Origin of the sequence: Pseudobacteroides cellulosolvens ATCC 35603 = DSM 2933, assembly GCF_001262605.1 — a bacterium.
GTDB classification, from domain to species: Bacteria; Bacillota; Clostridia; order Acetivibrionales; family DSM-2933; genus Pseudobacteroides; species Pseudobacteroides cellulosolvens.
Map to the genome: position 1 here is coordinate 5,250,338 of NZ_LGTC01000001.1, position 24,838 is coordinate 5,275,175.

The 24,838-nt window shown below is 35.0% G+C and carries 16 protein-coding genes, 2 tRNA genes and 2 pseudogenes; 7 read left to right on the forward strand and 13 right to left on the reverse strand.

Annotated elements, in window-relative coordinates:
- Window positions 1–493 precede the first annotated feature (493 nt).
- Window positions 494–3,178 carry a putative bifunctional diguanylate cyclase/phosphodiesterase gene (locus Bccel_RS21685; RefSeq protein ID WP_036944414.1) on the forward strand — a complete coding sequence of 895 codons (2,685 nt, stop codon included), beginning with the start codon at window positions 494–496 and terminating at the stop codon, window positions 3,176–3,178.
- 98 nt (window positions 3,179–3,276) lie between these two features.
- Entirely contained in the window at window positions 3,277–4,596 is a 1,320-nt protein-coding gene (locus Bccel_RS21690) for an ABC transporter substrate-binding protein (RefSeq protein WP_036944413.1), read from the forward strand.
- A gap of 197 nt (window positions 4,597–4,793) precedes the next feature.
- Here the strand turns inward: Bccel_RS21690 and Bccel_RS21695 are convergent, their stop codons facing one another.
- The 3 genes from Bccel_RS21695 to Bccel_RS21705 form a co-directional block, all read right to left on the reverse strand.
- Window positions 4,794–8,618: a carbohydrate binding domain-containing protein gene (locus tag Bccel_RS21695; protein WP_050753716.1), complete on the reverse strand. Its 3,825-nt coding sequence runs from the start codon at window positions 8,616–8,618 to the stop codon at window positions 4,794–4,796.
- 1,275 nt (window positions 8,619–9,893) lie between these two features.
- Complete coding sequence (locus Bccel_RS21700; RefSeq protein ID WP_036944411.1) at window positions 9,894–10,520, reverse strand: type 1 glutamine amidotransferase family protein; 627 nt, start codon at window positions 10,518–10,520, stop codon at window positions 9,894–9,896.
- Window positions 10,521–10,639: 119 nt separating this feature from the next.
- Entirely contained in the window at window positions 10,640–11,602 is a 963-nt protein-coding gene (locus Bccel_RS21705; RefSeq protein ID WP_036944410.1) for a helix-turn-helix transcriptional regulator, read from the reverse strand.
- Between the two features lie 889 nt (window positions 11,603–12,491).
- Between Bccel_RS21705 and Bccel_RS21710 the strand changes: the two genes are divergently transcribed.
- From Bccel_RS21710 to Bccel_RS32650, 4 genes are all read left to right on the forward strand, one after another.
- Window positions 12,492–12,869 (forward strand): DUF1016 N-terminal domain-containing protein, encoded by a 378-nt coding sequence (locus Bccel_RS21710; protein WP_036944408.1) that lies wholly within the window; start codon window positions 12,492–12,494, stop codon window positions 12,867–12,869.
- A 726-nt stretch (window positions 12,870–13,595) separates the two neighbouring features.
- Complete coding sequence (locus Bccel_RS21715) at window positions 13,596–13,820, forward strand: hypothetical protein (protein ID WP_036944405.1); 225 nt, start codon at window positions 13,596–13,598, stop codon at window positions 13,818–13,820.
- Window positions 13,821–13,874: 54 nt separating this feature from the next.
- Window positions 13,875–15,020 (forward strand): hypothetical protein, encoded by a 1,146-nt coding sequence (locus Bccel_RS29790; RefSeq protein WP_050753717.1) that lies wholly within the window; start codon window positions 13,875–13,877, stop codon window positions 15,018–15,020.
- A gap of 654 nt (window positions 15,021–15,674) precedes the next feature.
- Window positions 15,675–15,947 carry a tyrosine-type recombinase/integrase gene (locus Bccel_RS32650; RefSeq protein ID WP_081927100.1) on the forward strand — a complete coding sequence of 91 codons (273 nt, stop codon included), beginning with the start codon at window positions 15,675–15,677 and terminating at the stop codon, window positions 15,945–15,947.
- Window positions 15,948–16,216: 269 nt separating this feature from the next.
- On the opposite strand, the pseudogene Bccel_RS21725 reads toward Bccel_RS32650, so the two are convergent.
- Window positions 16,217–16,648: pseudogene (locus Bccel_RS21725) on the reverse strand (tyrosine-type recombinase/integrase); the annotation flags it as partial.
- 112 nt (window positions 16,649–16,760) lie between these two features.
- Here Bccel_RS21725 and Bccel_RS21730 point away from each other — a divergent pair.
- Window positions 16,761–18,479, forward strand: coding sequence for an S-layer homology domain-containing protein (locus Bccel_RS21730; RefSeq protein WP_036944402.1), 1,719 nt, complete (start codon window positions 16,761–16,763; stop codon window positions 18,477–18,479).
- Window positions 18,480–18,654: 175 nt separating this feature from the next.
- On the opposite strand, the gene Bccel_RS21735 is transcribed toward Bccel_RS21730, so the two are convergent.
- The 9 genes and pseudogenes from Bccel_RS21735 to epsC all read right to left on the reverse strand — a co-directional run bounded on the left by Bccel_RS21735 (window position 18,655) and on the right by epsC (window position 24,778).
- Window positions 18,655–18,727, reverse strand: a tRNA-Thr gene (locus Bccel_RS21735).
- Between the two features lie 7 nt (window positions 18,728–18,734).
- Window positions 18,735–18,805 (reverse strand) — tRNA-Gly (locus Bccel_RS21740).
- A 142-nt stretch (window positions 18,806–18,947) separates the two neighbouring features.
- Window positions 18,948–19,592, reverse strand: coding sequence for an RNA polymerase sporulation sigma factor SigH (gene sigH, locus Bccel_RS21745; protein WP_036944400.1), 645 nt, complete (start codon window positions 19,590–19,592; stop codon window positions 18,948–18,950).
- A 316-nt stretch (window positions 19,593–19,908) separates the two neighbouring features.
- Window positions 19,909–20,052: pseudogene (locus Bccel_RS32655) on the reverse strand (hypothetical protein); the annotation flags it as partial.
- A gap of 112 nt (window positions 20,053–20,164) precedes the next feature.
- Complete coding sequence (rlmB, locus tag Bccel_RS21750; protein WP_081927097.1) at window positions 20,165–21,034, reverse strand: 23S rRNA (guanosine(2251)-2'-O)-methyltransferase RlmB; 870 nt, start codon at window positions 21,032–21,034, stop codon at window positions 20,165–20,167.
- A gap of 81 nt (window positions 21,035–21,115) precedes the next feature.
- The gene (locus Bccel_RS21755) at window positions 21,116–21,535 is read right to left on the reverse strand and encodes a Mini-ribonuclease 3 (RefSeq protein ID WP_036944396.1); all 420 of its coding nucleotides are present in this window, start codon (window positions 21,533–21,535) and stop codon (window positions 21,116–21,118) included.
- Between the two features lie 199 nt (window positions 21,536–21,734).
- Complete coding sequence (locus Bccel_RS21760; protein ID WP_050753719.1) at window positions 21,735–22,097, reverse strand: response regulator; 363 nt, start codon at window positions 22,095–22,097, stop codon at window positions 21,735–21,737.
- A gap of 550 nt (window positions 22,098–22,647) precedes the next feature.
- A complete protein-coding gene (gene cysS, locus Bccel_RS21765) occupies window positions 22,648–24,051 on the reverse strand; it encodes a cysteine--tRNA ligase (protein WP_036944393.1) in 1,404 nt (467 codons plus the stop codon).
- 22 nt (window positions 24,052–24,073) lie between these two features.
- Window positions 24,074–24,778, reverse strand: coding sequence for a serine O-acetyltransferase EpsC (epsC, locus tag Bccel_RS21770; protein WP_036944391.1), 705 nt, complete (start codon window positions 24,776–24,778; stop codon window positions 24,074–24,076).
- Window positions 24,779–24,838 lie beyond the last annotated feature (60 nt).

A 24,838-nucleotide genomic window follows, 5' to 3' on the forward strand; every position in this document is an offset into this window, starting at 1 on the left:
TGCCTAGTTTTGATATTTGCTTGGTCATTTTTATCATTATACCAATTATTGTTTTTATGACTTTGAGATGTCTGGTAAAGGTAGACCTTTGGAATTTTTGCACAGGCGTATGATGTCACTTACAGGGCGAGAGAAATATATGATAGAACTTCTATCGTATACTTTCTCTCGCCTGACTCTTCAAGACTACTACGAAGTAGATTTTCATCAGCTTTAAAGCTGCTAATACAATTGCTTTACTATTTTCAATTCTATTTCGACCTATAATAATACCAAGTATTTACGATCTCTTCTAAAATAGTGAGATTAGCCCAACCAGGCTTATTACCACCTTTAGTTCTGAGGTTCAAAGTTGCTTATCATTAGATATCGAATTTATTATTTATTAAACTAAAAGCCAAAAATGACGATAATCACAATACCTAAGAAAAAAGAAAACCGTGGAATACAGTGCCATATATTCTATATTTTGATAAGGAGATTAAACCGAAAGATGCAAAATTTAAGTCTTGGTAAGACTCCTCAATCTCCAAAATTGATTATTGGGTTTATATTATTAACTTGTATATGTATGATGGCCAGGATATATAAGGTGCCATTGTCTTATGGTGTATACATAAGTTTTGCTTCATTTTTTCTATTTGTTATATTAAGACTATATGGAACAGCTTTTGCCCTAATATCAAGTCTAATTGTAAATGTTTTTGCAATAGCTTTATTACATCCTGATAGAATTTCTTTATTTATCTCTTTGGAAATATTCTTTGTTGGAATGATTTATAAATATAAAATACGCAATTTATTTTTATCAGAAATGATTTACTGGATGATATTAGGTTGTCCTGCAACTTCTCTGTATTTTTTTATCACGGGTGAGGAATTTGGTATTGTAGGTATCGTTGCAATTTTAAATCAATTCATTTTAGGACTTATAAATGCTCTGCTGGCTGATATGGTAGTATCATACATAAATCCAAATAGATTATTAAGATCTAATTCCAGCTATACAATTGATTTTAGTTTATTGATTTTTCACTTCACACTAATCTCTGTTTTAGTCCCATTTACAATATATGTTTTTATAGATGGTTTAAATATTAATAGAGATACAAACACAGCTATAATTCAGACTATGGAAAATAAGAATTTCGAAATTTTTGAGCAACTTAAAAGCTTGAATATTATTGATCTGCGTAAAATCAAGATTAACTCCCCCATACAAATAAACAAGATAAGAAAAATTTTAGACACAGAGCCTGAAGGCAGTGTTGTTGGGTTAATGATTCAAGATGAGAATGGAAAAATCTATGTATCAAATAAACAAGCAAATAAATACCATAATAACACAAATTGGAGACTTGAAGGAAAAGTAATCCATTATAGTGATGATTTATATATATGGCGCCCTGAATTAACCGATTATTACACTGATGAAACAGCTTGGAAAAGTGCTTTCTTTATTAAAGAGACAAAATTTGAAGATATTGACTTAAAGCTTGTTATCCAAATACCTCTTTCCAAATACTCGGAAGATATATGGAACCGTTATTTAAATAAATTTTATATAATTATAATTGCATGTATTATTGCTACTATTTTGTCCATCATAATTAGCAGACTTTTGTCAGGAACGCTGTTAAAATTGGCTGAATTAACCACTGACATCCCTAATAAACTAAGCCGCCAGGAAAAAATAAATTGGCCAAATACTGCCATAAGTCAAATAAAGTCATTAGTCCTTAACTTTACTGAAATGTCAAATAAGCTTGAACACTTGTTTTTTAAAGAAAAAGAAATGAATAATCAACTTCTGATTCAAACAGCTGAATTGAAAAATTCTAAAGAAGAGCTTAGGCATTTAGCTTATTATGACGCCCTTACCGATCTCCCCAACAGGCTCTATTTTATGGAATATCTTAAAGAGACTATAGAATCAAATAAAGACAAATATTTGATTCTTGCTATCATGTTTATTGATCTAAACCGCTTTAAACAAATAAACGATACTTTCGGACATGAAGTGGGAGATATGCTTTTAAAAGAGGTAGCAAGAAGATTTAAGTCAATTAGTAACGATTACACATTCATTGCTCGACTTGGAGGCGATGAATTTGTTGTTATATTAAAAAATGCAGATAAGTTAAAAGCAGCCGAAACAGCCAGTTTTATTAACAAAATTTTGGCTGATAGGATACATATTTCTTACAATGGTAAAGGGATGGATTTGTTTACATCAGGAAGCATTGGTATATCAATGTACCCCATAGACTCAAATGATACTAATAATGTTTTAAAAAATGCCGATATTTCAATGTATGTTGCAAAAAAAGAAGGTGGCAATACTTTTCGTTTTTATGAAGAAATTAATAAGGATAACAAAGAAGAACAAATACATCTTGAGATGAAGCTGAAAAGTGCATTGGAGCAGAGGGAACTTGTTCTTTATTATCAACCCCAGTTTAATATTAAAAGCGGTAATATTACTGCAATTGAAGCTCTCCTCCGTTGGAATAATCCTGAATTAGGTTTGATCCTACCGTCAAAGTTTATTCCTATTGCTAATGATATCGGTTTGATGCAGGAAATTGGATCTTGGGTATTAAAGGAAGCTTGTTCCCAAATTAAATTATGGAGAGATATGGGGATTATAGACACACGTGTTACAGTAAATATATCCGGTGATAACTTTCAAAGTCAATATATTATCGATACCATCCAAAAAGTATTGGATGAAACAGGTTTAAATTCTGAACTTCTTGCGTTGGATATAACAGAATCCTATTTATTGAATAATTTTGTTAGTCTTGAAAAGACAGTAAGTGATATAAAGCAACTAGGCGTATATATTTCAATTGATGATTTTGGAGAAGGCGGATCTTCTTTTTCTTTGTTAAAGGATGTACAAGTAGATTGCGTAAAAATTGACAAAATACTTATTGAAAAGTTATCAACTGATAAGAAATCTCAACTGATAGTTAAGGCGTTGATTGACTTGGTTCATTCTATGGGTATTAAAGTAGTTGCAGAGGGCGTTGAGACTCCAGAAAATGTGGAAATTCTTAGAAATATGAACTGTGATGATATACACGGGTTTTTATTAAGTGCTCCTATGGATAAAAATAGTTTTGAAAAATGGGTTATAAATTATAATAGTAGAAAAGCATTATTTGAATTATAGTCAGATTAATACCAGCCACTTCTTTGCTGATTATATTTAAATTTAAACTTTTTGCTTTATAAATAAGATTTGTATAAATATAACAAGGAGGCATAAAAATGAAAGTGTTAAACGTTTTTCGTTTTTCTTTGTTACTCTGTGCTTTCATTATTTTTTGTAGTTGCAGGCAATCTTCATATAAACCACTTTCTAATACAAATCCAACGACACAAACTGCTGTTCCTCAAGAATCTCCCATAAATACCGAGATAAAAGTATGGGCAGCCAATAATGGATTAGATAGCATAAAGCTAGATTTCGAGGTAATGTATCCGAGGATTAAGATAGACATTACAAAGTTTGATTCTTTAGAAAAGTTTAATAATGAATGTCTTTCTGCATTATCATCGGGAACCGGGCCAGATATTTTCTTTTTTGATAGCTCATTCTTTGGTCAATATACTGTAAATGGCATTCTTGAAGATTTACTGAAAGAACCATATTTAGCTGGCAGATATGAAAAAGATTTTCCGGCGGATGTTTGGGAAAGCAATAAATCCATCGATGGAAAAAGTCTTTTGGCCATGACATTTTTAACATCTCCGTATGTTACTTTTTATCGTGAGGATGTAATGAAGGAAAATGGATTTCCATCGGAGCCGGAAGAGTTTGGTAAGTTTATAGAAAAACCGGAAAACCTTCTTGCTATAGCAAAGAAAATAAAACCCAAGGGTCAATATATTTTTCAGTGGCCTACAGACCTTCCAAACTTATTGGGATCATCCGTAGGGATATTTGACAATAATTTAAGGTTTTTGAGAAATACAGATGACTTTGTGAAAATGCTCGATATTGCGAAAGAATCACATAAAGCTGGTTTTGAACTTGAAGCCAGTTTTTGGGACACAGCAGGAGGAAAAGCTATAGCAGACAACAAGCTGGTTATGGTGTTTAATTTGGGATCTTGGGGTTCTGGATCCCTACAGAATTATGCACCGGATCAAGCTGGTAAATGGAAAGCAACCAAACCTCCCCTTGGGATATATGCCTGGCAGTCTGATACAAAATTAGCAATAAGCTCACAAAGTCAAAACAAGAAAAATGCCTGGAAGTTTGTTGAATACGTTTTTACTCAACAAAGTGGGGGAGTAAACTACGATATGGTAAATGGGTATAAACCATCAAGAAGAAATTCTAGGCAAATGGAAGCAAGGAATTCATTTTTGGAACAAGACGTTCAGCCACTATATGAAGAATTAGCTGATAAAATGAAACAATACAAATTAACACCATTGGACGATACAGCATCATTAATATTTGAGAAAGATATTTCTGACGCAACTGTCAGAAATCCCGACTCGAAAACAGCGATTAGAAATATAGTAGATAAAATTGAAAGTACACTTAATGAAGAACGCAAAGCATTATTGGAAAATTAACATACCTGGTAAAATCCCATCCCATAGCCTGATCGAAAAGATGTAGGAGTTAACACAGTGAAACTTTCGATGTACCTAAAAGGATTTTAATCATTCGATTATATATATCAATAACATAAAAATGACGTCAATCAAAATTGATTGACGTCATCATAATTTTTTGTTTTTTACTGCTGTCTACATAACAGGGCAATTTATTATAGATCCTCCCGGTTAAGGTAGCGATTATAAAGCGATCCATCGTTGTATATATCTGTAGTAGTAGCTTCCACCAGTTTAACATCATCGATGGACACCGCTGAAGTTACTGAAGTTGATTCATAACCTGCTATTGTACCCAGATTGAACTGAAGTTCTGCTGTTGTAGTTGTAGCTGGAGCAGTAAATGTTAGGAAATAATCAGTAGCGGAGTTTGATATAGCAAATTTATTGCCGCCAAAGTACTGATAATTATTGTTTGGATCCAGGATAGTAACTTCAACTGCTCTGCCCACGGTTGAAGATGCATTAAAGGTCAAAGTGTAGGTTTTATTTTGTATGAGGGAAAGGCTGCCTCGTTTTACCTGAGGCTTATAGTTTTGATCTCCAACTTTAGTAACATCAGCAACAAGTTTTCCGCTTGTAGCATCTAAAGTAATTGCTCCTGCCCCTGCATCGCTTGCTTCTCCTGCATATGATCCCCATGCACCTATTCCAGTTTCAAAGGTTCCATCGGTTATGATATCAGTTATAATTGCTGTAGTATCATCCTCAGTGGTAACTGGTGCTACAATGGACTGAAGGCTCTGACAGTAAAGATCAGCTACTTCAACCATTCTGACATTGTCCAAATAAATATCATGAGCCTCTGTTGCACCAGATACATTCCCAATTGAAAAAGTTAAGGTACAATTGGTATCAGTTGCACTCATTGGAAAATCAACAATATAATTTTTCATTTCACTTGTTATGTCCAAATCCAAATTAAAATATTTTGAATAGTCTGCTTTGTCAACAGACAATCTTATCTTTCTGCTGATGGTAGACTTAGCATCAAAGGATATACGGTATTGGCGTCCTTGTTCAAGACTAATATTTGACTGATTTACTCCGATGCTCCATGGGTTATCACCCACAGCAGCGATAGCTACTTTCAATTTGCCATCATCAACGGATTTTGTAGATGCAGCATTTTCTCCGCTTGTATTCCAGTAAATCCAATCTGCTGCTGGAGCAGTCATACTTCCGCCAACAACAAGGTCTTTGGATAACTCTAACCAGTCAACATTAACAGCATTACCATAGATCTTAATAACTTGTGCTCCTTTATTAAGATTCACTGAATTGGTTACATTAACCCAACTTGAATTTCCACCTGTATCAGGCAAGGTTTCTTTGTGATTTTCATCTCCTACACTGAGCCAACCGTTTGCATCGCTGGTGGATACTTTGTATGATATTACATATTTCCCTGCTTCAGGTACGGTAATGCTCTTTGAGATATATGAACCAGCTCCAAAGGTAACATAATCGCCATGGGCAGTTATTTCTCCATGAACATCAGCATCTTCTGCCTCAACATGGATTCCCTGGCTGGAAGCTTTCACATAAACATTGTCAACAAATACTTTCGAAGTATTTCCACCAAGTTTTAACCTTAATTGAGACCTGGCATCAGTATTTTGTGCCATTTTAAACTTAAATGAATATCTAGTCATATCAGTTGTGAGACTAAATGACTTTTCTGTTGAATAGATAACTGGAGTATCCGCAATACTGCATATATCTGCTTCTATAGTTCTGGCAGATTCTGCTTTTGCAAAGAAGCTGATAGTGTATTCTTTACCCTTTTCTATATTTAAGCCGCTTTGTGATAGGACTATCGAATCTGCTCCTGTTCCTCCGTTTGTTATAGCTGCCTGGAAATAACGGTCAAAAATATTATCGCTTACACTACCTGTTGCAACAGCACTGCCACTGGTTTTAAAATTCCAGAAACCCATGCACTTTGAGCCTTGATCGAAGGATCCGTTGTATATAAGGTTTCCGTTACTCAATGGTTCCCTGGAAGCATTAGGATCTCTTGGTAGTTTAATCATTTTGACATTATCAATATGAACAGTGTTTACTCCAGCTGCACCAACATTGAATTCAAGTCTTGCAGCAGGATTTGTATCTCCAGTCATCTTGAAATCAAAAGTGTATTCTTTTGATGATGTTGTAAGTGCTATGGTCTGATCACCAGAGTAGTTTGCCCAACCACAATCAGCTTCAGAACCAACCTTTACAGACATATTTCTATCTAGGGAAGCCCATGCATCAAAAGTCACACGGTATGTATCTGACTTTTCCACATTAATTGGTTTCTGATATACCTGTACAGAATAGGTGTTATTACCTGGAGTGGAAATATCAAGTTTTATAGCACCATTATCATTTGATGCTTCTGCGACACCATTATTTGCGTCAACATGAGAGAAGGTCCAATAGGAAGTCATAGTGATATCTATATTGCTACCGACATTTCTCATACCAGCAACATCATTATTCTGTTGATCAAAGCTGCCATTATATATGTAGTTTCCATCTGGCAAAGGTTGTCTTGCAATGGTATTGTTGATTTCTGGACGTTCGCCGGCAGGAGGGTAAACTCCATCTTTTCTTTCATATACTTTGACGTAATCAACAAACATTTTTGATGGAAAGACAGTTGTCTCATCAGGATTTCCAGGCCAATCTCCTCCCACTGCAAGGTTTAATATCAAATGAAAATCTCTATTGAAGGGTGCAGGATAGGTTATTGAGTCTGCCTCGTTAATATCTCTTGTATACCAACTTTTCTCGGTGTGGAATAAAGTACCATCAATATACCATCTCATTTCACCAGGGTCCCATTCAAATGCATAAATGTGATAGCTGTCAGAAAATTTGCCTGAATTAAGAGTATATTCTCCTTGTCCTGAAGCATGTGGATTCCCATAGTGGACTGTACCATAAATCTTGTTTGGTTGGTGGCCCAATAACTCCAGTATGTCAATTTCTCCACCTTGAGGCCAACCGCCATAAAGATTGTCATCTTCTGGCAACATCCATATTGCAGGCCAAATCCCTTGGGATTCAGGCATTTTTGCCTTTATTTCAAAGCGTCCATATGTCCATGCATGTTTTCCTTTTGTAACCACTTTGCCAGAGGTATAGTTTTTTCCAAGATAAGTTTCCTTTTTAGCTTCTAAAACCAAGCTGCCATCATGTACATAGGCATTAGCCGTCTTATAAGCTTCCAATTCATTGTTGTAAACAACATTTGTATCGGCTGCAGACCAGTTGTCGGAGTTTATTGAATCTCCATCGAAATCATCAGACCATACCAGTGTATAAGGCGCTAAAGAAGTAATGTTTGTAGGAGTTGGTGTTGGAACTGTTGTATTTGTTGGAGTAGGTGATTTTGCTGTAACAGGAATTATTGCAGGATATTCCGCAGTTGTTGCACTAAAATGCTTTGCCAATATTATAACATCCCACATGTCTATACTTTCATCCAGATTAAAGTCAGCAAATGGGCTATATCTTAGATCACTTGATGTTGCATTAAAGGCTGATGCTAAAACCATAGCATCAATAATATTTATCATACTATCTTGAACACCTTGTTTGGGAACATCCCCAGCATACATTAAAACAGGCTTATCAATAGTTGACAGGATACAATCAATATTACCTGCCAACTTTTGCACAGCTCTTGTGAGATACCCTGCTTTCGAAATCTCTAGATCGATTGTACCGTCTTTCTTTTTGATTTCAAATTTGAAAAATCCATTTGCATCGGTTAATTGACTAACTGTAGTACCAGTTACTAAAACTTTAAAACCGGATTTAACATTTACATTTGATGAAATCAAGTCAGGAGTGATATACCCCTGAACAATTATCTTTGAACCGTCATCTGCTGCACCTGCACTTATCGGTAATGACAACAATGTTATAAAGATTGTTATAAACATTGCAATGACCCCAAGTTGACTTATACTTCTTTTCGTAAACATTCTAATACCCCTCCTAAAATAATGTTATTTATTTCTTTCTATTTATACATTCACATTATAGTAGTACTATCAGGTAGTAATACTCCACGTGATGAAATAGTATGTTTACAAGGACCAATTCCTCAATATACGTTTTATTAGCCATTATTAACTAATCTTCGGGAGTAATTATCAGCTATAATAAAATCAATTAATCTTTTACATTTATCTATCGCAAAATACCGTTGGAGCGTTCGTTATTTTGCTCTGCTAAATGTAAGATTAAAAGTGACTTTAATATAATCAAAGGCAATTTACTAAAAATATCCTATTTATATTCTAAATTAATTGACTTTTCATTATCTATCTCAATAATTTTTGATTAATGGCGATTTTTTTTGATTAAAATATTCACTTTTATGGGTGGATTTGAAATAGCATTGAAAATGTTTTTTGATAAGAATTATCGTTTTATTAACCCATTTTAAAATTCGTAGTTAGGAGAGGAAGTATCGAGCAGAAAGAACGGTACTGAATTGGAACCTATTGATCGCTAATAATGAAGATAAAGATATTGGCATTTCAGAAGTTTATAGATTTGTATGATTAGTTTTTAAATGAATATGGAATATGATAATTTGTTCCAAAAGAAAAAATATTAAAGTATTTAATTGAGATGGTTTCTGAAATAGGATTAAAACAAGCGGAAGTAAATATTGAAAAAGAGAAAAGTGTTAAAAAACGGTAACAATGATTGGATTGAACTTAGAATTACTGATGTACCATGTAAATATGGTAGGAATAATTACTTGAGGGATTATTTTGAAGTTGAGTTTGTGTAGCAAATATTAATTTTCCCGCCATAAAGTATACCTGCAAAGCCCGCCGAGGTTTTATCGGCGGGCTTTTATGTAAAACGGAAGTGTCCCGAATTTTGTGTTTCAGTAATTTTTACAGGTTGACAAGGTTTGCATAAAGTTATTCTATCCTATTTAATAATTATCATAATAACGAAATTAAACATTAGTTAAAATATGAATTTGATTCGCTGATCGAAGTTTTAGGGCAGCGAGTCAAGCATTTGTTTACGTCGCCCTGCGAAATGTCTACAGCGGAGCATTTGTCGCTCATTATATTCAATTTTTGCATTGCTATGTTTCCAAGTGCAGGGTGACTTGAGTATACAACAAATATGCCGTCTTATGCTAGAAGCCCATTGCTGGTATAATAGCCTTTCAACAAAAGCTTAACATCAGCAAAGCAAGTTGCCAAAGGATAACATGCATTATACACTCGTTATTGGATCGAATTCATCAACTCATAAAAATATCCGGATTCATGAGTCCTATAAAGATTATACCAGGCATCTAATGTTTTTTCAGAAAATACATCTAAAGCTCTCAAGACATGTAAGGAAAATTCCAACGGAGCTATTCCAGAAGCAGTTATCAGTTTTCCGTCAGTTACGGCAGGCTCCTGCTTATAGTACTTTTCTCCTGCATAGTTCGGGCAGATCATCTTAAGATAGTTTAAGTCATTGCTTGTATGCCAGCTCGATTCAAGCAACCCTTTCCTAGCAAGACCTACTGTAGAGCCACAAATCGCTGCTACAATAAGACCTTCCATTAAACACTGCTCTGCCTTTGCCAATATAGGTTCATGAATTGTTTCTGTCCAAGTATTTCCGCCAGGTAAAATCAAAGCATCTGCGTTTTCGATGCTGCACCCGCCCAGGTTAACATCCGGTAATATTTTCAAGCCTCCCATTGTAGTGACAGGAGTTTTTTCAATACCCACAGTAACAATTTTTGATGGAGCTAATCCTTTCTTATAATATCTACCTGAGTTCAGTTCAGCAGTTAAATACCCTATTTCCCAATCTGCCATCGTATCAAACACATATAGATAAACAGTATTATTCATTTGCATGTCCTCCATTTTGATATTTATTGAGCGTTAATCAAACGTCCATACATGATAAAGAACCATGTTTATCTCCATGATAAAACAACTTCACTGACAACTACTGTCAGTGAAGCTATCTATAATTGATAATATTCCATTAATTCCGCTGCAACAGAAACAAGTTTTTTCTTCAAACTCTGGGGCTCAATCACTTGAATGGCCTTTCCGTAGGGTAGAAGAAAATTGGGTACATATGCATGAACTGCTCTTTCGTCAAGTAAAAAGGTCGCCTGATTCGAAGTCCTCTCTTTCAGATGATGACCTAAAAACCAATGGATGCATAGATCGTCCAAAGCTTCTGCTCTACCATTGATAATTATTAAAATCATTCCATCCTTGCTTTCTGGATCAGGTAAAAGATTTTGTAAAAAATATTCCCTAGCTGAAAAGGCTTCAGGACGCTTGAATATCATTTGTGTTTGCTTTATATGTAAAATCCGTTCAGCACGAAAGCTTCTAATTTCGTTTCGAAGATGACAAAATCCAACCGTATACCATTTATTATTCCAATAGAGCATTCCATAAGGGTCAATCACTCTTGGCCGGGGTTGTTCTTCATGGCTTGTACGGTATTCAATTTCTACAGAATATTCGTTTGCTACAGCTCGCTCCAGCCCTTCCAATATCAACTTAACAGATGGAGCAATATCACGATTTATCACTTCAAAACCAGCTAAGTGGCGATTGAGGATGTTTTCCTGTTCCCGGTTTGAATACATTTTTAATTTTTGTGCTGCATTGTTTAACGACTCACTGAAAGGGTATCCCGCTTCGTTTGCAAATACGGCAGCATGAAGCAGTGCTTTTTGTTCTTCAATATCGAAAAACAAAGGTGCTTGGATAAAATTGTTCAGTAAACTATATCCACCTTTTTGTCCTGTATCCGACACAATCGGTACTCCGCTTGCACAGAGTGAATCAATATAACGGTATACAGTTCGTATATTTATCTCTAATTTTTCCGCTATTTGCTTTGCAGTTATTTTTACACCTGAATTTAACATCCATAAAATTGCCAGCATATTATCGTTTTTTGCCATAAGCTCCCTCCCTTCATACCTTTATTCTACCGTACCCGATACCAATAGTCATCTATTAAATACCACAAATAATCAGGGTAAAAAATACAATTTTTCAACCCGGCTTTTGCTCACTTTTTGCTTTATAACCTTAAATATAGTGGTTGACATGCCTTTCTCTCTTAGAACCACTACCTTTGCAACTATGTTATTGGAAGCACGGGAAAAACCAAAGATTGTATCAGCTCTAATGGGCATGCTAAGACGAGCACCACGCTTGATATATAGTCACGTTGTATCTTCCTAGGTGTACAAAGAAACAGCAGCTACATTGGACGGAGTTTACTCCAAAATCTTCTTAAATGCTTAGTTGTAGTTGTGTAGCGAGTGTAGCAACTTCTGTAGCAAATATGTAGCAATTCGTGTAGCAACGCCGATAATTTTAGGCGGTTTTATGCACCAAATACTAGTATCTCAAGGTGGTGAATAACTATATAAATCAACAAGAAAAATCCCCAAAACACTGATTCCTCAACGTTTCAAGGATTCCTATTCATAAGCCCTCAACCAGAATCGAACTGGTGACCTCATCCTTACCATGGATTGTTTCAATGTTCCAAAGCCCTCTGTTTAAAGGTGTTATAGGCTATTAAAAACAACCCATCCACAAACCATTTAGTGAAAGTGGTAATTTTCGATTTTTAAGTTTCAGTTTTGTCTTTTGAGTTATGCCAATCCTCTTTATAAATATCAGTTATGTCTGATATAATAAATTTATGGTAAAACTTTAGGACAAAGTTTCAAAAAGGAAGGTAACAATTATGAAGTGGGAAGAAGTTAAAAGGCTTTATCCAAACCAAGTAGTAAATTTTTTATATAACAGATTTTAACCACCTTTTGGAGGATTTTAATGGATTACATTGTTGACTTTAACGAAATTATCGAACTTATTGAAACTGCTAGACAAAATGCCTTGCAAAAAGTCAATGAGGAACTTATAAATCTTTATTGGAATGTTGGCAAGTTCTTAAGCGATAGAATAGCAAATGCTAAATGGGGAGATTCTGTAATTGATGACCTATCAGAATTCATTAGCCAAAATCATCCTCAAATAAAGGGCTTTAATAGACGAGGATTATACCGAATGAGGCAATTTTATGAAACATATAAAGACAATGAATTTGTGACACCACTGGTGACACAAATTAGTTGGACTGCCTTCAACCTGTCTCTTTTTAATATTAATTCTCTCCTGTTCTGCAACATAAGCAAGTACCTGGAGTATTAAATCGCTTATAAATGTCCTAATCAAATCCTTATGAAGAGTGGTATCGAGAAGAGACATGTCCAGTATTTTTATATCTGCCTTAAGCTCTTGTGTTATAAATTGCCATTCTTTAATAATTTCCTTATAGTTCCTACCTCGCCTCATTTTTGTTATTTTTAAAATGGTGGACCAATAGATGCTTTTAGATTTACTAGCTCAGAATTACAAGAGAAGATAGGTATTTTAATCTTTTAGGAATTATTGTTAGTTTAATTTTTCTTTGTACATTATTTAAAACGTTTAGTCACAAAAATATATATGATAATGGAAGTGAATAAATTCAGGAGAATGACGAATACGTAGGTGTTTCGAATAATAAAGACCACGTTTTGTATGTTAATTTAATTGAACATTAGTATTTAAGACAATTTTGAGTTTAAAGGGCTTACGTCCTATAAGCCTCTGAACTTTGAAGGCGTGCGACTTTACATAACAACGCATACAAAGCTAGTAATGAATCACGGGTTGCTCAGCAAACCTTTTCGGTGACATAGGAACTATGTAACCCTCAGATCAAATAATATAAAGTGGATTTTGTGTAATACGCTTCTTAGCTTGAATTCTTTAGAAAGTAATTATTGGCGTTTATAATTAAATCCAGTAAATTCAGGGGTGATACTCTATATAGCAAAACTTAATAACAAATAGTACAGTGAGAGACAAAACTAATTAAAAGGGGTCAAGAAAATGAAGCGGCTTTCAGCATTTTTGTCTTTTGTAATTTTATTAACAAGCTTAATTGGCCATCAAGGAATATCAGAGCATCAGGCCTCGCACATTGATGTGGGTGAAAGGGCGACCATAGATGCAGCGTTTGAGACCTTAGAGATGGCCATTAAAAACACTGGACGCAATCCTTCCACTATCAATACCAACAGTAGAACACAACTCAAGGTCAGGTTTGGTAGTTGATAATAATTAATTATTATGGTAGTATAGTAATAAAATTCCATAAAGGGGATAAGTATGAAAAATAAAGTTTATTTAAAACGAGCAATAAGCATATTAATTTCATTAGCAGTGTTCTGTGTGACTATTGTTAGCAGCATACCTTTAAATGTATTTGCTTATGGTGAAACACAAATAATACGTTATGGTTCGGATATACCTTCAGGTTGGGTAATAATAGAGGATAACTCAATAATGGAAACCAAGGTAATCGAGAACCTTAACAATGGCCCTTACGGTGATGAAGTAGAAGTTGTTTACGGTTCAGCTATACCTTCAGGTTGGGTAATAATAGAGGACAGTTCAATAATGAAAACCAAGGTAATAATGAACCTCAATAAAGCCCCTTATGGTGCTGGAGTAAAGATTGTTTACGGTTCAGCTATACCTTCAGGTTGGGTAATAATAGAGGACAGTTCAATAATGAAAACCAAGGTAATAATGAACCTCAATAAAGCCCCTTATGGTGCTGAAGTAAAGATTGTTTACGGCTCAGCTATACCTTCAGGTTGGGTAATAATAGAGGACAGTTCAATAATGAAAACCAAGGTAATCAAAAATCTCAATGGTTCGCCTCCAACAGCAACAAAGAAACCAACAAAGAAACCAACGAGTACACCTACAAAGAAACCTACAAAGAAGCCTACGAGTACACCTACAAAAAAAACAACGAGTACACCTACAAATACACCTACAAATACACCCACAAGCATACCCAATTTCCAATTAGAAGGAAATAGGATAGCAGCTTTATTTCCAGATGGCAGATTGCTCGTGAAAGAACGTGAGCTTAGTGAAGATTGGGTAACTGAATGTACTGGCGCATGTGATTTCCAATTAGAAGGAGATAGAATAGCAGCTTTTTTTCCAGAAGGGAAACTACTTGTAAAGGAAGGCGAGCTTAACGCAGATTGGGTAACTGAATGTACTGGTGCATGTGATTTCCAATTAGAAGGAGATAGGATAGCAGTATTGTTTCCGGATGGGAAACTACTTGTAAAAGACGGTGGACTTAGTGCAGATTGGGTAATTTTATGTACTGGAGCATCTGATTTTCAATTAGAAGGAGATAGTATAGCAGCATTTTTTTCAGATGGGAAATTACTTGTAAAAGATGGTGAGCTTAGTACAGATTGGGTAACTGAATATGCCAGTATTTCTTAATATATATAATTCATGTGTTGCGAAAAATTCAGCTTTTTAGCTTGCAAATGAATATGCTTTAAATTCATTTGATTATTTAAATCTTTTTCGCGACATATTTAGCATTAATTAATTTTATATACTATACAGGTGCTTAACTAAACATTTCAATAAGAATCATAAACTAGATATAAGTTTAGAACTTGGGATATGGTAATTAATTAATAATTTATTGCCATATCCCTTTTCTGGTTGCTTCATTTACGAGGAGTGTGGATTGAAATTTGTATCGCTGGTGCCACCAGTTACTTATCTTGTTAATCATTACTGTACCTCTTAATCGGCATATGGATATGAAAAAACAACGGCAGTTTTCCTATAACTCATATATGAGTATACGAAAATTGGCAGTTGAGTCTCACTGTACCCCTTAATAGAATACCTATCGGCTGTATTTTTCAGCCATTATATATAAGGAAGATTTCCAGGGCACTTTGCCCTGATTTTGTTATTAGCATTTATAACCATTTCAGGGCTCTGCTTGATGTGTTGAAAGTCAGGTACAATTGGTTATATTCATAAGCTACCTTTATCAGTGTAATTTTATTTTTAGGCTAGATTAAAGTTAATAAAAAATATAAATAATTTAATATTTTGTACCAGGACAGGTAATTTATCAGCCCAAGGAATGTAGAAAGATCCTTTGTTCGAATTGGGGAAAAAGCCGGAATAAATAATTGTAACTTTCACTCTTTAAGACATACTTATGCAACAAGATTGTTTGAGCTTGGAGTGCCTGTAAATGTAGTATCAAAACTCCTTGGTCATGCAAAAACATCTATTACTTCAGACATATATATAAGCGTCATACCACAGCTAAAAACAGATGCAGTAAAAGTACTAGATTCATTCCATGAACTGACATCGAGCACAAACCATTTAGCATAATCTTAATCAATTTTAGACCGATTTTTACACCAAAATATGTAAAATTACAACCTAACAAGGCAAGGATAGAGGTAAATAAAAAATCCCCGAAACACTGATTTCTCAAGGTTTCAAGGATTCTTACTCATAAGCCCTCAACCAGAATCGAACTGGTGACCTCATCCTTACCATGGACACCTAATATAAATCATCTAGACCTATATAGTATTAAAACATGGTATTTTCAAGTGTTATAGTTCTCCTCACCCTTACCTTTAACTCATTTAAAATCATATAAAATAATCGTCATTGTTGTAAGAATTGTTGTATAAACTATCCTTTTGCAACAGTATATAATCAATCTTTTGTATTTCTTTAATTTTAGTATCTAGAAGAACATGTGTGTATATATCCGCTGTGTGTGAGATATTAGCATGACCAAGTAATTCACTTAAAGTTTTTAAATCTCGAGTATCTTCATAAAACCTAGTGGCAAAAGTATGACGAAGTGAATGAACAGTAGCACCTGTTATTCCTGCTTTATTTGCCAACCTGTAAAATGACCTTTGAACATTCCTAGGGATAAGCCTTCCCCCTAAAGCATTAGCAAAAACAATACCCTTGTCATCATACATACCTTCAGTGACCTTCTTTTCAGCTTCCTGAACACCCTTATATTGCTTTAGCATAGTAATTGCAGATTTTGTAATAGGAATTATTCTTCTACCACTTTTAGTTTTTGTTGTCTTTTCAAGAGGTTATAATGCTATTACAAGCATACTTACTGCAAAAGGCTATACCAATGTTACAGAAGCAGAACTATATAGAGACTTTATGTTTGCAACTCAATTTGACCGTGGTGATTTTACTATCTCATCATTTGATATGTGGAGTAAAACAAGGTATTTAACCTCTATGGATACAATTGTAACAGGGACTGCTACAGGATGGCAACCTAACTGGCATTATAGTCCACTTGGTCATGCCAAGAAAATCCAAATCACATTCACTGCTGGTGATCCTACAATGCAACTTGCGGTTGTACTTATGGATGGTTATGTAACAAATGGTAGAGTAGTACCTACAGGTAGTAGTGCAAAGTACTATACAGTACAATCTGGACAAGCACTTGAGGTAATAAATTCAAGTAACAGTGGTATGGTTTTTTTGAGTCCCTTGTATGCTCCTGCAAATACTGAACAAAAATCAGGACAATATATTACTTCAAACTGGAGAGTAGACACTCAAGTTCTAGAATTGCAAGCACCACCAACTCCAATAGCAACAAACACACCAACCACAGCACCTACAGCAACACCTACTCTTGCACCAACAAATACAGCAACACCAACTAATACACCAATTCCAGTGCCTGAGTGGACTGGAGAATTTAGAACACAAGATCCAAACACTCCAGCACCTGCACCTGAATGGATTGGAGAAGTTATAGATGGAGTTTATTATCCTTCTGCTAATTATACTACTGCTAAATTTCCAAACCATGTGATTTTCACTTACAATGGCACTGGTGAATTCGGTGTACCAGCAACTGATGTAAATCCAAATGCATTCACTGGAATGGACGCAATAGGAGCAGTAATGAAGTTTGATTACAATACAAATGGGAATTGCTATGGTGTAACATTTAAATTCCCTATAGATAACAAAGATATCGCAGACAATGTAATCTGCTATTTGAACGACAATAACCAATGGACAAAATTAAACACTGTAGTTGAAACTTTCAATAATAAACTTTATGCTGTTGCAACATTACCTACTAATTTAATTAGTCCCTATATGTTAAGTGTTAGTAAGTCATTCACAAGTGGTGTATTCAAAAACAGTACAGTTCCTACTCCTGTTTCAACACCAGTACCAACCCCAACAACAGCACCTGTAGTCCCTGTAGTACCAGTTGCACCTATAGTTCCAATAGCTTTACCTCCAGTAATAGAAGCACCAGTAGTAGCACTCTCCCCTACCCCAACTAATACACCAGTAAACACACCAGTAAACACACCAACAACCGTAGCAACCTCAACACCAGTATCTACACCCACTAATGTCCCTACAAGCACTCCTACAGCTACACCAACTATTGTTGCTGTAAATATTAGTGCAAATACTCAACCAGTAAAGGTTGAATTGAAACAGATTATTAATACAAACACTTTACCAGAAAATAATACTAAAACTGTAGAGAATATACAGAAAACTATCCAGACTGTAACAACTACGGACATTCAGAAAGCAACAGAAAAATTGCCGGATATAAAACAGCATTGGGGGCAGGATATCACAAGAGAACAAATGACAGCTATTATCGTTAGAGCAATAACTCTCAAAAATAAAACAGCCATAGAAATGAATAAACCTATAACCATTACAGACTATCAGAAAATTGACAGTCAGTATAAAGACAGTATAGTTTACGCTTACATGTTAGGCATTACAAGTGGGATGGGCAATGGCACTTTCGCTCCAAAGTCTACAGCAACAAGGGCACAGGCAAGTGTTTTAATAGTAAAATTGATTGATAAATTAAGATGAGTAAAAAAGTGAAATACATTTGTATACTATTGCAGATCATAACCTTTAAAAACTCTATTATATTCATAAAAAAGAGGGAACAGTATAACTGTCCCCAAAATTTGGTTGTTGTATTATTGTTGTACAAACAAAAAATGTTGTAAGCATAGATGCCTACAACACTTGATTTCACTGAAGCCCTCAACCAGAATCGAACTGGTGACCTCATCCTTACCATGGATGCGCTCTGCCGACTGAGCTATGAGGGCACGATTAAGCGGGTGAAGGGAATCGAACCCTCGCTGTCAGCTTGGGAAGCTGATGTTCTGCCATTGAACTACACCCGCAGTTTTATTTGATTGTCGCTCAAAAATAACATTCCCTGCCACGGAATGCTATCTTATGTACTCAATTATATTTTTGAGACGATTGAAATTATAACATAAATTCAATCGCTCGTCTAGCACCATATTATGCGAAATATGGCGATTATACCTTACCTTCTTCAAGATGTTTCTCCAATTTGCGTTTTACTCTTTGAAGTGCGTTATCTATTGATTTCACATGCCTGTCCAATTCCTCAGCAATTTCCTGATAGGATCTGCCCTGTAAATAAAGTGACAGAACTTCCCATTCCAAACCGCTTAGTATCTCACCCATTTTTTCTTCAATGCCATTAAACTCTTCCCTGTTTATAATCATTTCTTCAGGGTCAGAAACACTATCCTCACTTATTAAGTCCATAAGTGTACGATCAGACTCTTCATCAAATACAGGTCTGTTAAGTGAGACATACGAATTGAGCGGAATATGCTTTTGCCTGGTAGCTGTTTTAATCGCGGTAATAATTTGTCTAGTAATGCAAAGCTCGGCAAAGGCCCGGAATGAAGAGAGCTTATCCTCTCTAAAATCACGGATAGCTTTAAATAGACCGATCATTCCTTCCTGAATAATGTCTTCCCTGTCTGCACCAATTAGGAAATACGTTCTGGCTTTAGCACGAACAAAGCTCCTGTACTTGTTGATTAGATATTCCAGGGCTATACTGTCACCAGACCTTGCATCTAATATTACTTCCTCATCATGCATCGTACTAAAGGAATTGGGTATCCCGGTTTGTACATTTGTTTTCAAGTTGAAGCCCCCCTGTCTGACTTTATTGTTTGAATATTTCCCGAAAGATTAGCAGGATTAAGCAATAAAGTTCAATTTCAAATAACTGCAACTTAACTTTCGGAAAATAATATATCCTCAAATCTATAAATTTAACCGACCGGAGATTCTCCGGCGGGGTGTACCTTTTCATGAATATAACTAATACAAATAAAAGTAAGATTAAGTAAAACCCAATTTCATTAATATATGTCTTTAATTATCACAGTGGAAAATAACCAAAAATGTCAAGATAACATATAGTAAATTATAAGGAGCAAATTTACTATTGTCAAGCTTAAAACGAGTTATGCCTCATTTTTTCAAGCATATTACGAAGCACAAGGTTTAATATTTCAAGCCAAACTGATCCATTTTTATATACAAATCTTTCGATATAATTATCGGCAGTTTTATATTCTTTAGTAAATACCATTGTGAGATTATCAAAAAATTCTTTTTATTGCGACTTTTATTTACTATATAGCCGTGAAAACTAACAATAGTATTTATTAACATTGTGTCCATCAACCTGCAAATACTCCATTTTACTTCTACACGCCTCTTTGTTTTAATATTTCATACATTACGACAGCAGCAGCAACAGAAGCATTTAATGAGGAAATATTTCCCAACATAGGTATGCGAACAACAAAATCACATTTTTCCCTTACCAATCTGCCCATTCCTTCACCCTCACTGCCTATAACAAGTGCAACGGGGCCCTTTAAATCACTCTTGAAAAACTCATTGTCTCCTGTTTGATCAGTCCCGATTACCCAAATATTATTCTTTTTAAGATAATCAATAGTCTGGGCAATATTTGTAACCCTTGCAACAGGCACATATTCAATTGCCCCGGCAGATGCCTTCGCAACAACCGATGTAAGCCCTACCGCTCTTCTCTTGGGTATAACAACTCCATGTACACCCACAGCATCAGCAGTTCTCAAAATGGAACCCAAATTATGAGCATCGTTTATCTCATCAAGTATAAGAATAAACGGCGGTCTATCGCTATTCTCCGCTGCCTTTAATATATCGTCAACTTCAACATATTCCTTAACAGAAACATAAGCGATTACACCTTGATGAGATTTGGTAAGGGATATATTGTCAAGATTACGCCTGTCAACCTCTTGAATGGTTATTCCCATTTCCTTGGCCACTGCAGCTATTTGCCTTATTGAACCTTCTCTCTCACCCTTTGCAATGAGTATCTTATTTATAGTTCTTCCCGCTTTTAATGCTTCCAAAACAGGATTTCTGCCTTCCAATATATCAGAATTTCTATCTTCACTTTCATATACAACACTTTTTTCAGTTTTATCAAATCCTTCACCCCTCTTTTCGGGGTATGGTGCACGTGAACTTCTTGTACTTTTTTCCTGCCTTCTATTTTTATTTCCTTTAAAATCATTCATATATTTATCTTCTTCCAATTTATTTTGATGAATTTATTATTTATTACTTTTCATATCTATATTTTCTTACAGATAATATATTTATACGGATACAGACATTTTTAACACTTCTGTAAGTCTGTCAAAATCTTTCCTCAAGTACAAATAACCAAGCAGGGTTTCAAAGCCTGTTGCATACTTGTATTCTGTAACATCGGCATTTTTGGGAATAGTACCGGATTTTGCGTTTCTGCCCCTTCTTACAATCTCCTGTTCCTCTTCAGTTAAATTTTCTATTATACTGTGAATGATATCAGATTGGGCTTTTGCCTTAACAAAAGCAACTGATTGTTTATGAAGCTTGTATACAGGTGCATTACCCTTTGAAACCAATAGGGTACGTATAAAAACCTCATAGACCGAATCGCCTATATAGGCCAGCACAAGAGGAGAGTATTGATTAACATCCGTATGACTTACATTATTGTCCTTTAATATATTTTCAATAAATTCTATAAGCATTAGTCTTCTTTTACCCTACTTTACCAAATAGTTAATATGTTATATAGCATCTTACAATAATTAATTATTTGCATTATACCACATAAATAATACACATTACCACTGCAAATATAAAAGATTAATCACTTATACACTTATAATTAAGAAATGCATTAGCATTATTTAACTCTGGATTATTAATAGATATGTCTTTTTAATCTTATTCCTCCTGTGTACAAGTAAATTTATTGATAGTCTCCATTAGACGCTTGTCATTAACCGGTTTGACTATATAATCACTTGCACCAGCCTTAATCGCTTCAACAACTTTATTTTTATCACTTATAACTGAGCATATTATTATTTTACCTTTAATTTCATCTTTTATTAGTCTGGTAGCTGTAATGCCATCCATTTTAGGCATAACAACGTCCATAAATACCAAATCCGGCTGCTCTCTAATACATTTACGGACTGCATCTTCACCGTTTTCAGCCTCTATTACCTCATAACCAAACTTTGTTAGTTGATTAGACAATAGTTTTCTCATGAATAATACATCATCAGCTATAAGTACTTTCATATTTTTCTCCATTTTTGTAACTTTTTAATAGAATGAATAATCTTTTAAACCTGAACCTGAAATTATACTAAGTTATGTAAAATATTTTGAATAAAGATTTTTGAAATGACCTTTTTAAACAGAATCGGAATATAATCGCGAAGGATTTTCGCTTATAATAATTCTAGCATATTTCAAAACATATGTAAATAAACATAAAATAATAAAAAATAATAATAAAACTAAAAATTAATCATTCAATTTTTTATTTTTAGAATTACTACACGATAAATATAATGAAATTTGTGAAAATTGAATAAAAATTTTTTCTATATAATAACTTTTTATAAACAAATTGTACATTGACTAGATATTAATTAAATTCTATAATAATAGTGTACACTTATACTTTTACCTCCTATTTTTGATATAAATATAGAGGAATCTGCGGCGAGAGCAAAAAAGCCGCAGTTTTTTGTTTTTATAGGAACTTTATAGATTATTAAAGAAATAACTTCCCCCTGTTACAGTTCGATATCTATAACAAGGGGAAGTTATTTTTAATTAATCCTTATATACGTTTCCACTTAACTCCCTGAGGTGTATCCTCAAGTGCAATACCCATTTCCTTCAGCTTATCCCTTATTTCATCTGCCAGCTTCCAGTTTTTATCCTTTCTGGCCTGCTGCCTGCCGCTAATGAGTTCTTCAATTTCGCTGTCCAGCACCTTGTTGTTTTCCTTTTGCAATAGGCCAAGAACGCCTCCTAATTTCTTTAATAAGTCTTTTGAATATACAAGGCTGCCATAGGAAACATCCTTACCGGAATTTGCATAGGAGTTTATTTCTCTTACCATATCAAATAAAGCTGCCAATGCATCTGCTGTATTAAGATCATCATCCATCGCTTCAACAAATTTGTCTTTAAAGGCTGATAGTCGGCTCTTATATTCTTCATTTACCTCACCGGAATTTGATGCATCTTTATTCTCAATTAGGTAGTTTAAGTTGTCAAGGCATGTGTAAAGTCTATCCAGTCCTGCCTTTGCCTGTTCAAGCAGATCATCACTGAAGTTTATAGGGCTTCTGTAATGGGCAGATAACATGAAAAACCTAATCACCTCATAATCATATTTCTTTACTATGTCCCTCACTGTAAAAAAGTTATTCTCCGATTTTGACATCTTCCTGTCATTGACATTAATGAACCCATTGTGGAGCCAGTATAATGCAAAAGGCTTACCTGTAGCGGCTTCGCTTTGTGCAATTTCATTTTCGTGGTGCGGGAATGTCAGATCCAGCCCTCCGCTGTGAATATCGATAGTCTCACCAAGGTATCTCATGGACATTGCCGAGCATTCAATATGCCATCCAGGACGTCCCATACCCCACGGGCTCTCCCATGCAGGCTCATTGGGCTTTTGTGCCTTCCAAAGTGCAAAGTCCATAGGGTCACGTTTTCTCTCATCAACGCTTATTCTTGCCCCAGCTTCAAGGTCATCAAGGCTGTGCTGTGATAACTTTCCGTATTCCTTAAAGCTTTTGGTGTTAAAGTATACATCCCCATCAATATTATATGCAAAACCCTTTTCTTCCAGCTTTTTAATAAGTTCAATAATGGCATCAATATTTTCAGTAGCTTTCGGATGTACCGTAGCCTCGGCTATTCCAAGCCCTTTTGCATCTACAAAATATTCCGATATAAACCTGTCTGCCAATTCCTTTACTGTAATCCCTTCTTCGTTGGCTCTTTTTATCATTTTATCATCGATATCAGTAAAATTTTGAACAAACATAACATCATAGCCTTTGAATGTCAGGTACCTCCTTAATGTATCAAAAACAATAAAGGGTCTGGCATTTCCAAGATGAAAATAGTTATACACGGTTGGGCCGCAGGAATATATTTTTACCTTATTTGGCTCCAAAGATTTAAATTCTTCTTTTTTTCTTGTCATAGTATTATAAAGCTTCATGTATTAATTCTCCCCTCGTTATTTATTCTGTGTCACAGCTTTCAAATCTCTCATATGTCATCTTTTTAAGCTCTTTATTAAAATGGATATTATCCTTATCTTCATGGAGTTTTTCAAGGTATTCAATTCTTGCCCTCATCCTGCAAAGCTCCTGTGCTACCGGGTCACCAATATGAATCTGATCCAACTCAAAAGATGGAACAATCCTCAAATCCCCCCTTCTTACAGGCCTTCCCGGAACCCCAACAACCGTTGTATTAGGCTCAACCTCCCTCAACACTACAGCATTAGCCCCAATTCTTGAATTGTCACCAACGTTAAAGGGTCCTAATATTTTAACACCTGCACTAATAAGCACATTATTTCCTATAGTTGGATGACGCTTGCCCTTATCTTTTCCAGTTCCTCCAAGGGTAACTCCATGATATATAGTACAGTTGTCACCAATTTCAGCTGTTTCACCTATAACAATTCCCATTCCGTGATCAATGAATAGCCCTCTTCCGACTTTAGCACCAGGATGTATTTCTATCCCGGTAAAAAACCTTGAAACCTGTGAAATCAAGCGTGCAATAAAAAACAATTTTCTATTATAAAACCAGTGAGCTATTCTGTAATTAAATATGGCATGAAAACCCGGATAAAGCAAAACTACCTCCAGGATACTTTTGGCTGCCGGATCTCTATGTGCAATGCTTCTTGCATCATCGATCAAACCCTTAAACATAATCAAAACCTCACTTTAAGTATTGTTACATTAATACACCCGCACAGAAATTGTGGTTTT

Bases quoted from the DNA above. Each gene is read 5' to 3' on its own strand.
- Bccel_RS21685 (WP_036944414.1), top strand. From the start codon at position 494: ATGCAAAATTTAAGTCTTGGTAAGACTCCTCAATCTCCAAAATTGATT.
- Bccel_RS21690 (WP_036944413.1), top strand. From the start codon at position 3,277: ATGAAAGTGTTAAACGTTTTTCGTTTTTCTTTGTTACTCTGTGCTTTC.
- Bccel_RS21695 (WP_050753716.1), bottom strand. From the start codon at position 8,618: ATGTTTACGAAAAGAAGTATAAGTCAACTTGGGGTCATTGCAATGTTT.
- Bccel_RS21700 (WP_036944411.1), bottom strand. From the start codon at position 10,520: ATGAATAATACTGTTTATCTATATGTGTTTGATACGATGGCAGATTGG.
- Bccel_RS21705 (WP_036944410.1), bottom strand. From the start codon at position 11,602: ATGGCAAAAAACGATAATATGCTGGCAATTTTATGGATGTTAAATTCA.
- Bccel_RS21710 (WP_036944408.1), top strand. From the start codon at position 12,492: ATGGATTACATTGTTGACTTTAACGAAATTATCGAACTTATTGAAACT.
- Bccel_RS21715 (WP_036944405.1), top strand. From the start codon at position 13,596: ATGAAGCGGCTTTCAGCATTTTTGTCTTTTGTAATTTTATTAACAAGC.
- Bccel_RS29790 (WP_050753717.1), top strand. From the start codon at position 13,875: ATGAAAAATAAAGTTTATTTAAAACGAGCAATAAGCATATTAATTTCA.
- Bccel_RS21730 (WP_036944402.1), top strand. From the start codon at position 16,761: ATGTTTGCAACTCAATTTGACCGTGGTGATTTTACTATCTCATCATTT.
- rlmB (WP_081927097.1), bottom strand. From the start codon at position 21,034: ATGAATGATTTTAAAGGAAATAAAAATAGAAGGCAGGAAAAAAGTACA.
- Bccel_RS21755 (WP_036944396.1), bottom strand. From the start codon at position 21,535: ATGCTTATAGAATTTATTGAAAATATATTAAAGGACAATAATGTAAGT.
- Bccel_RS21760 (WP_050753719.1), bottom strand. From the start codon at position 22,097: ATGAAAGTACTTATAGCTGATGATGTATTATTCATGAGAAAACTATTG.
- cysS (WP_036944393.1), bottom strand. From the start codon at position 24,051: ATGAAGCTTTATAATACTATGACAAGAAAAAAAGAAGAATTTAAATCT.
- epsC (WP_036944391.1), bottom strand. From the start codon at position 24,778: ATGTTTAAGGGTTTGATCGATGATGCAAGAAGCATTGCACATAGAGAT.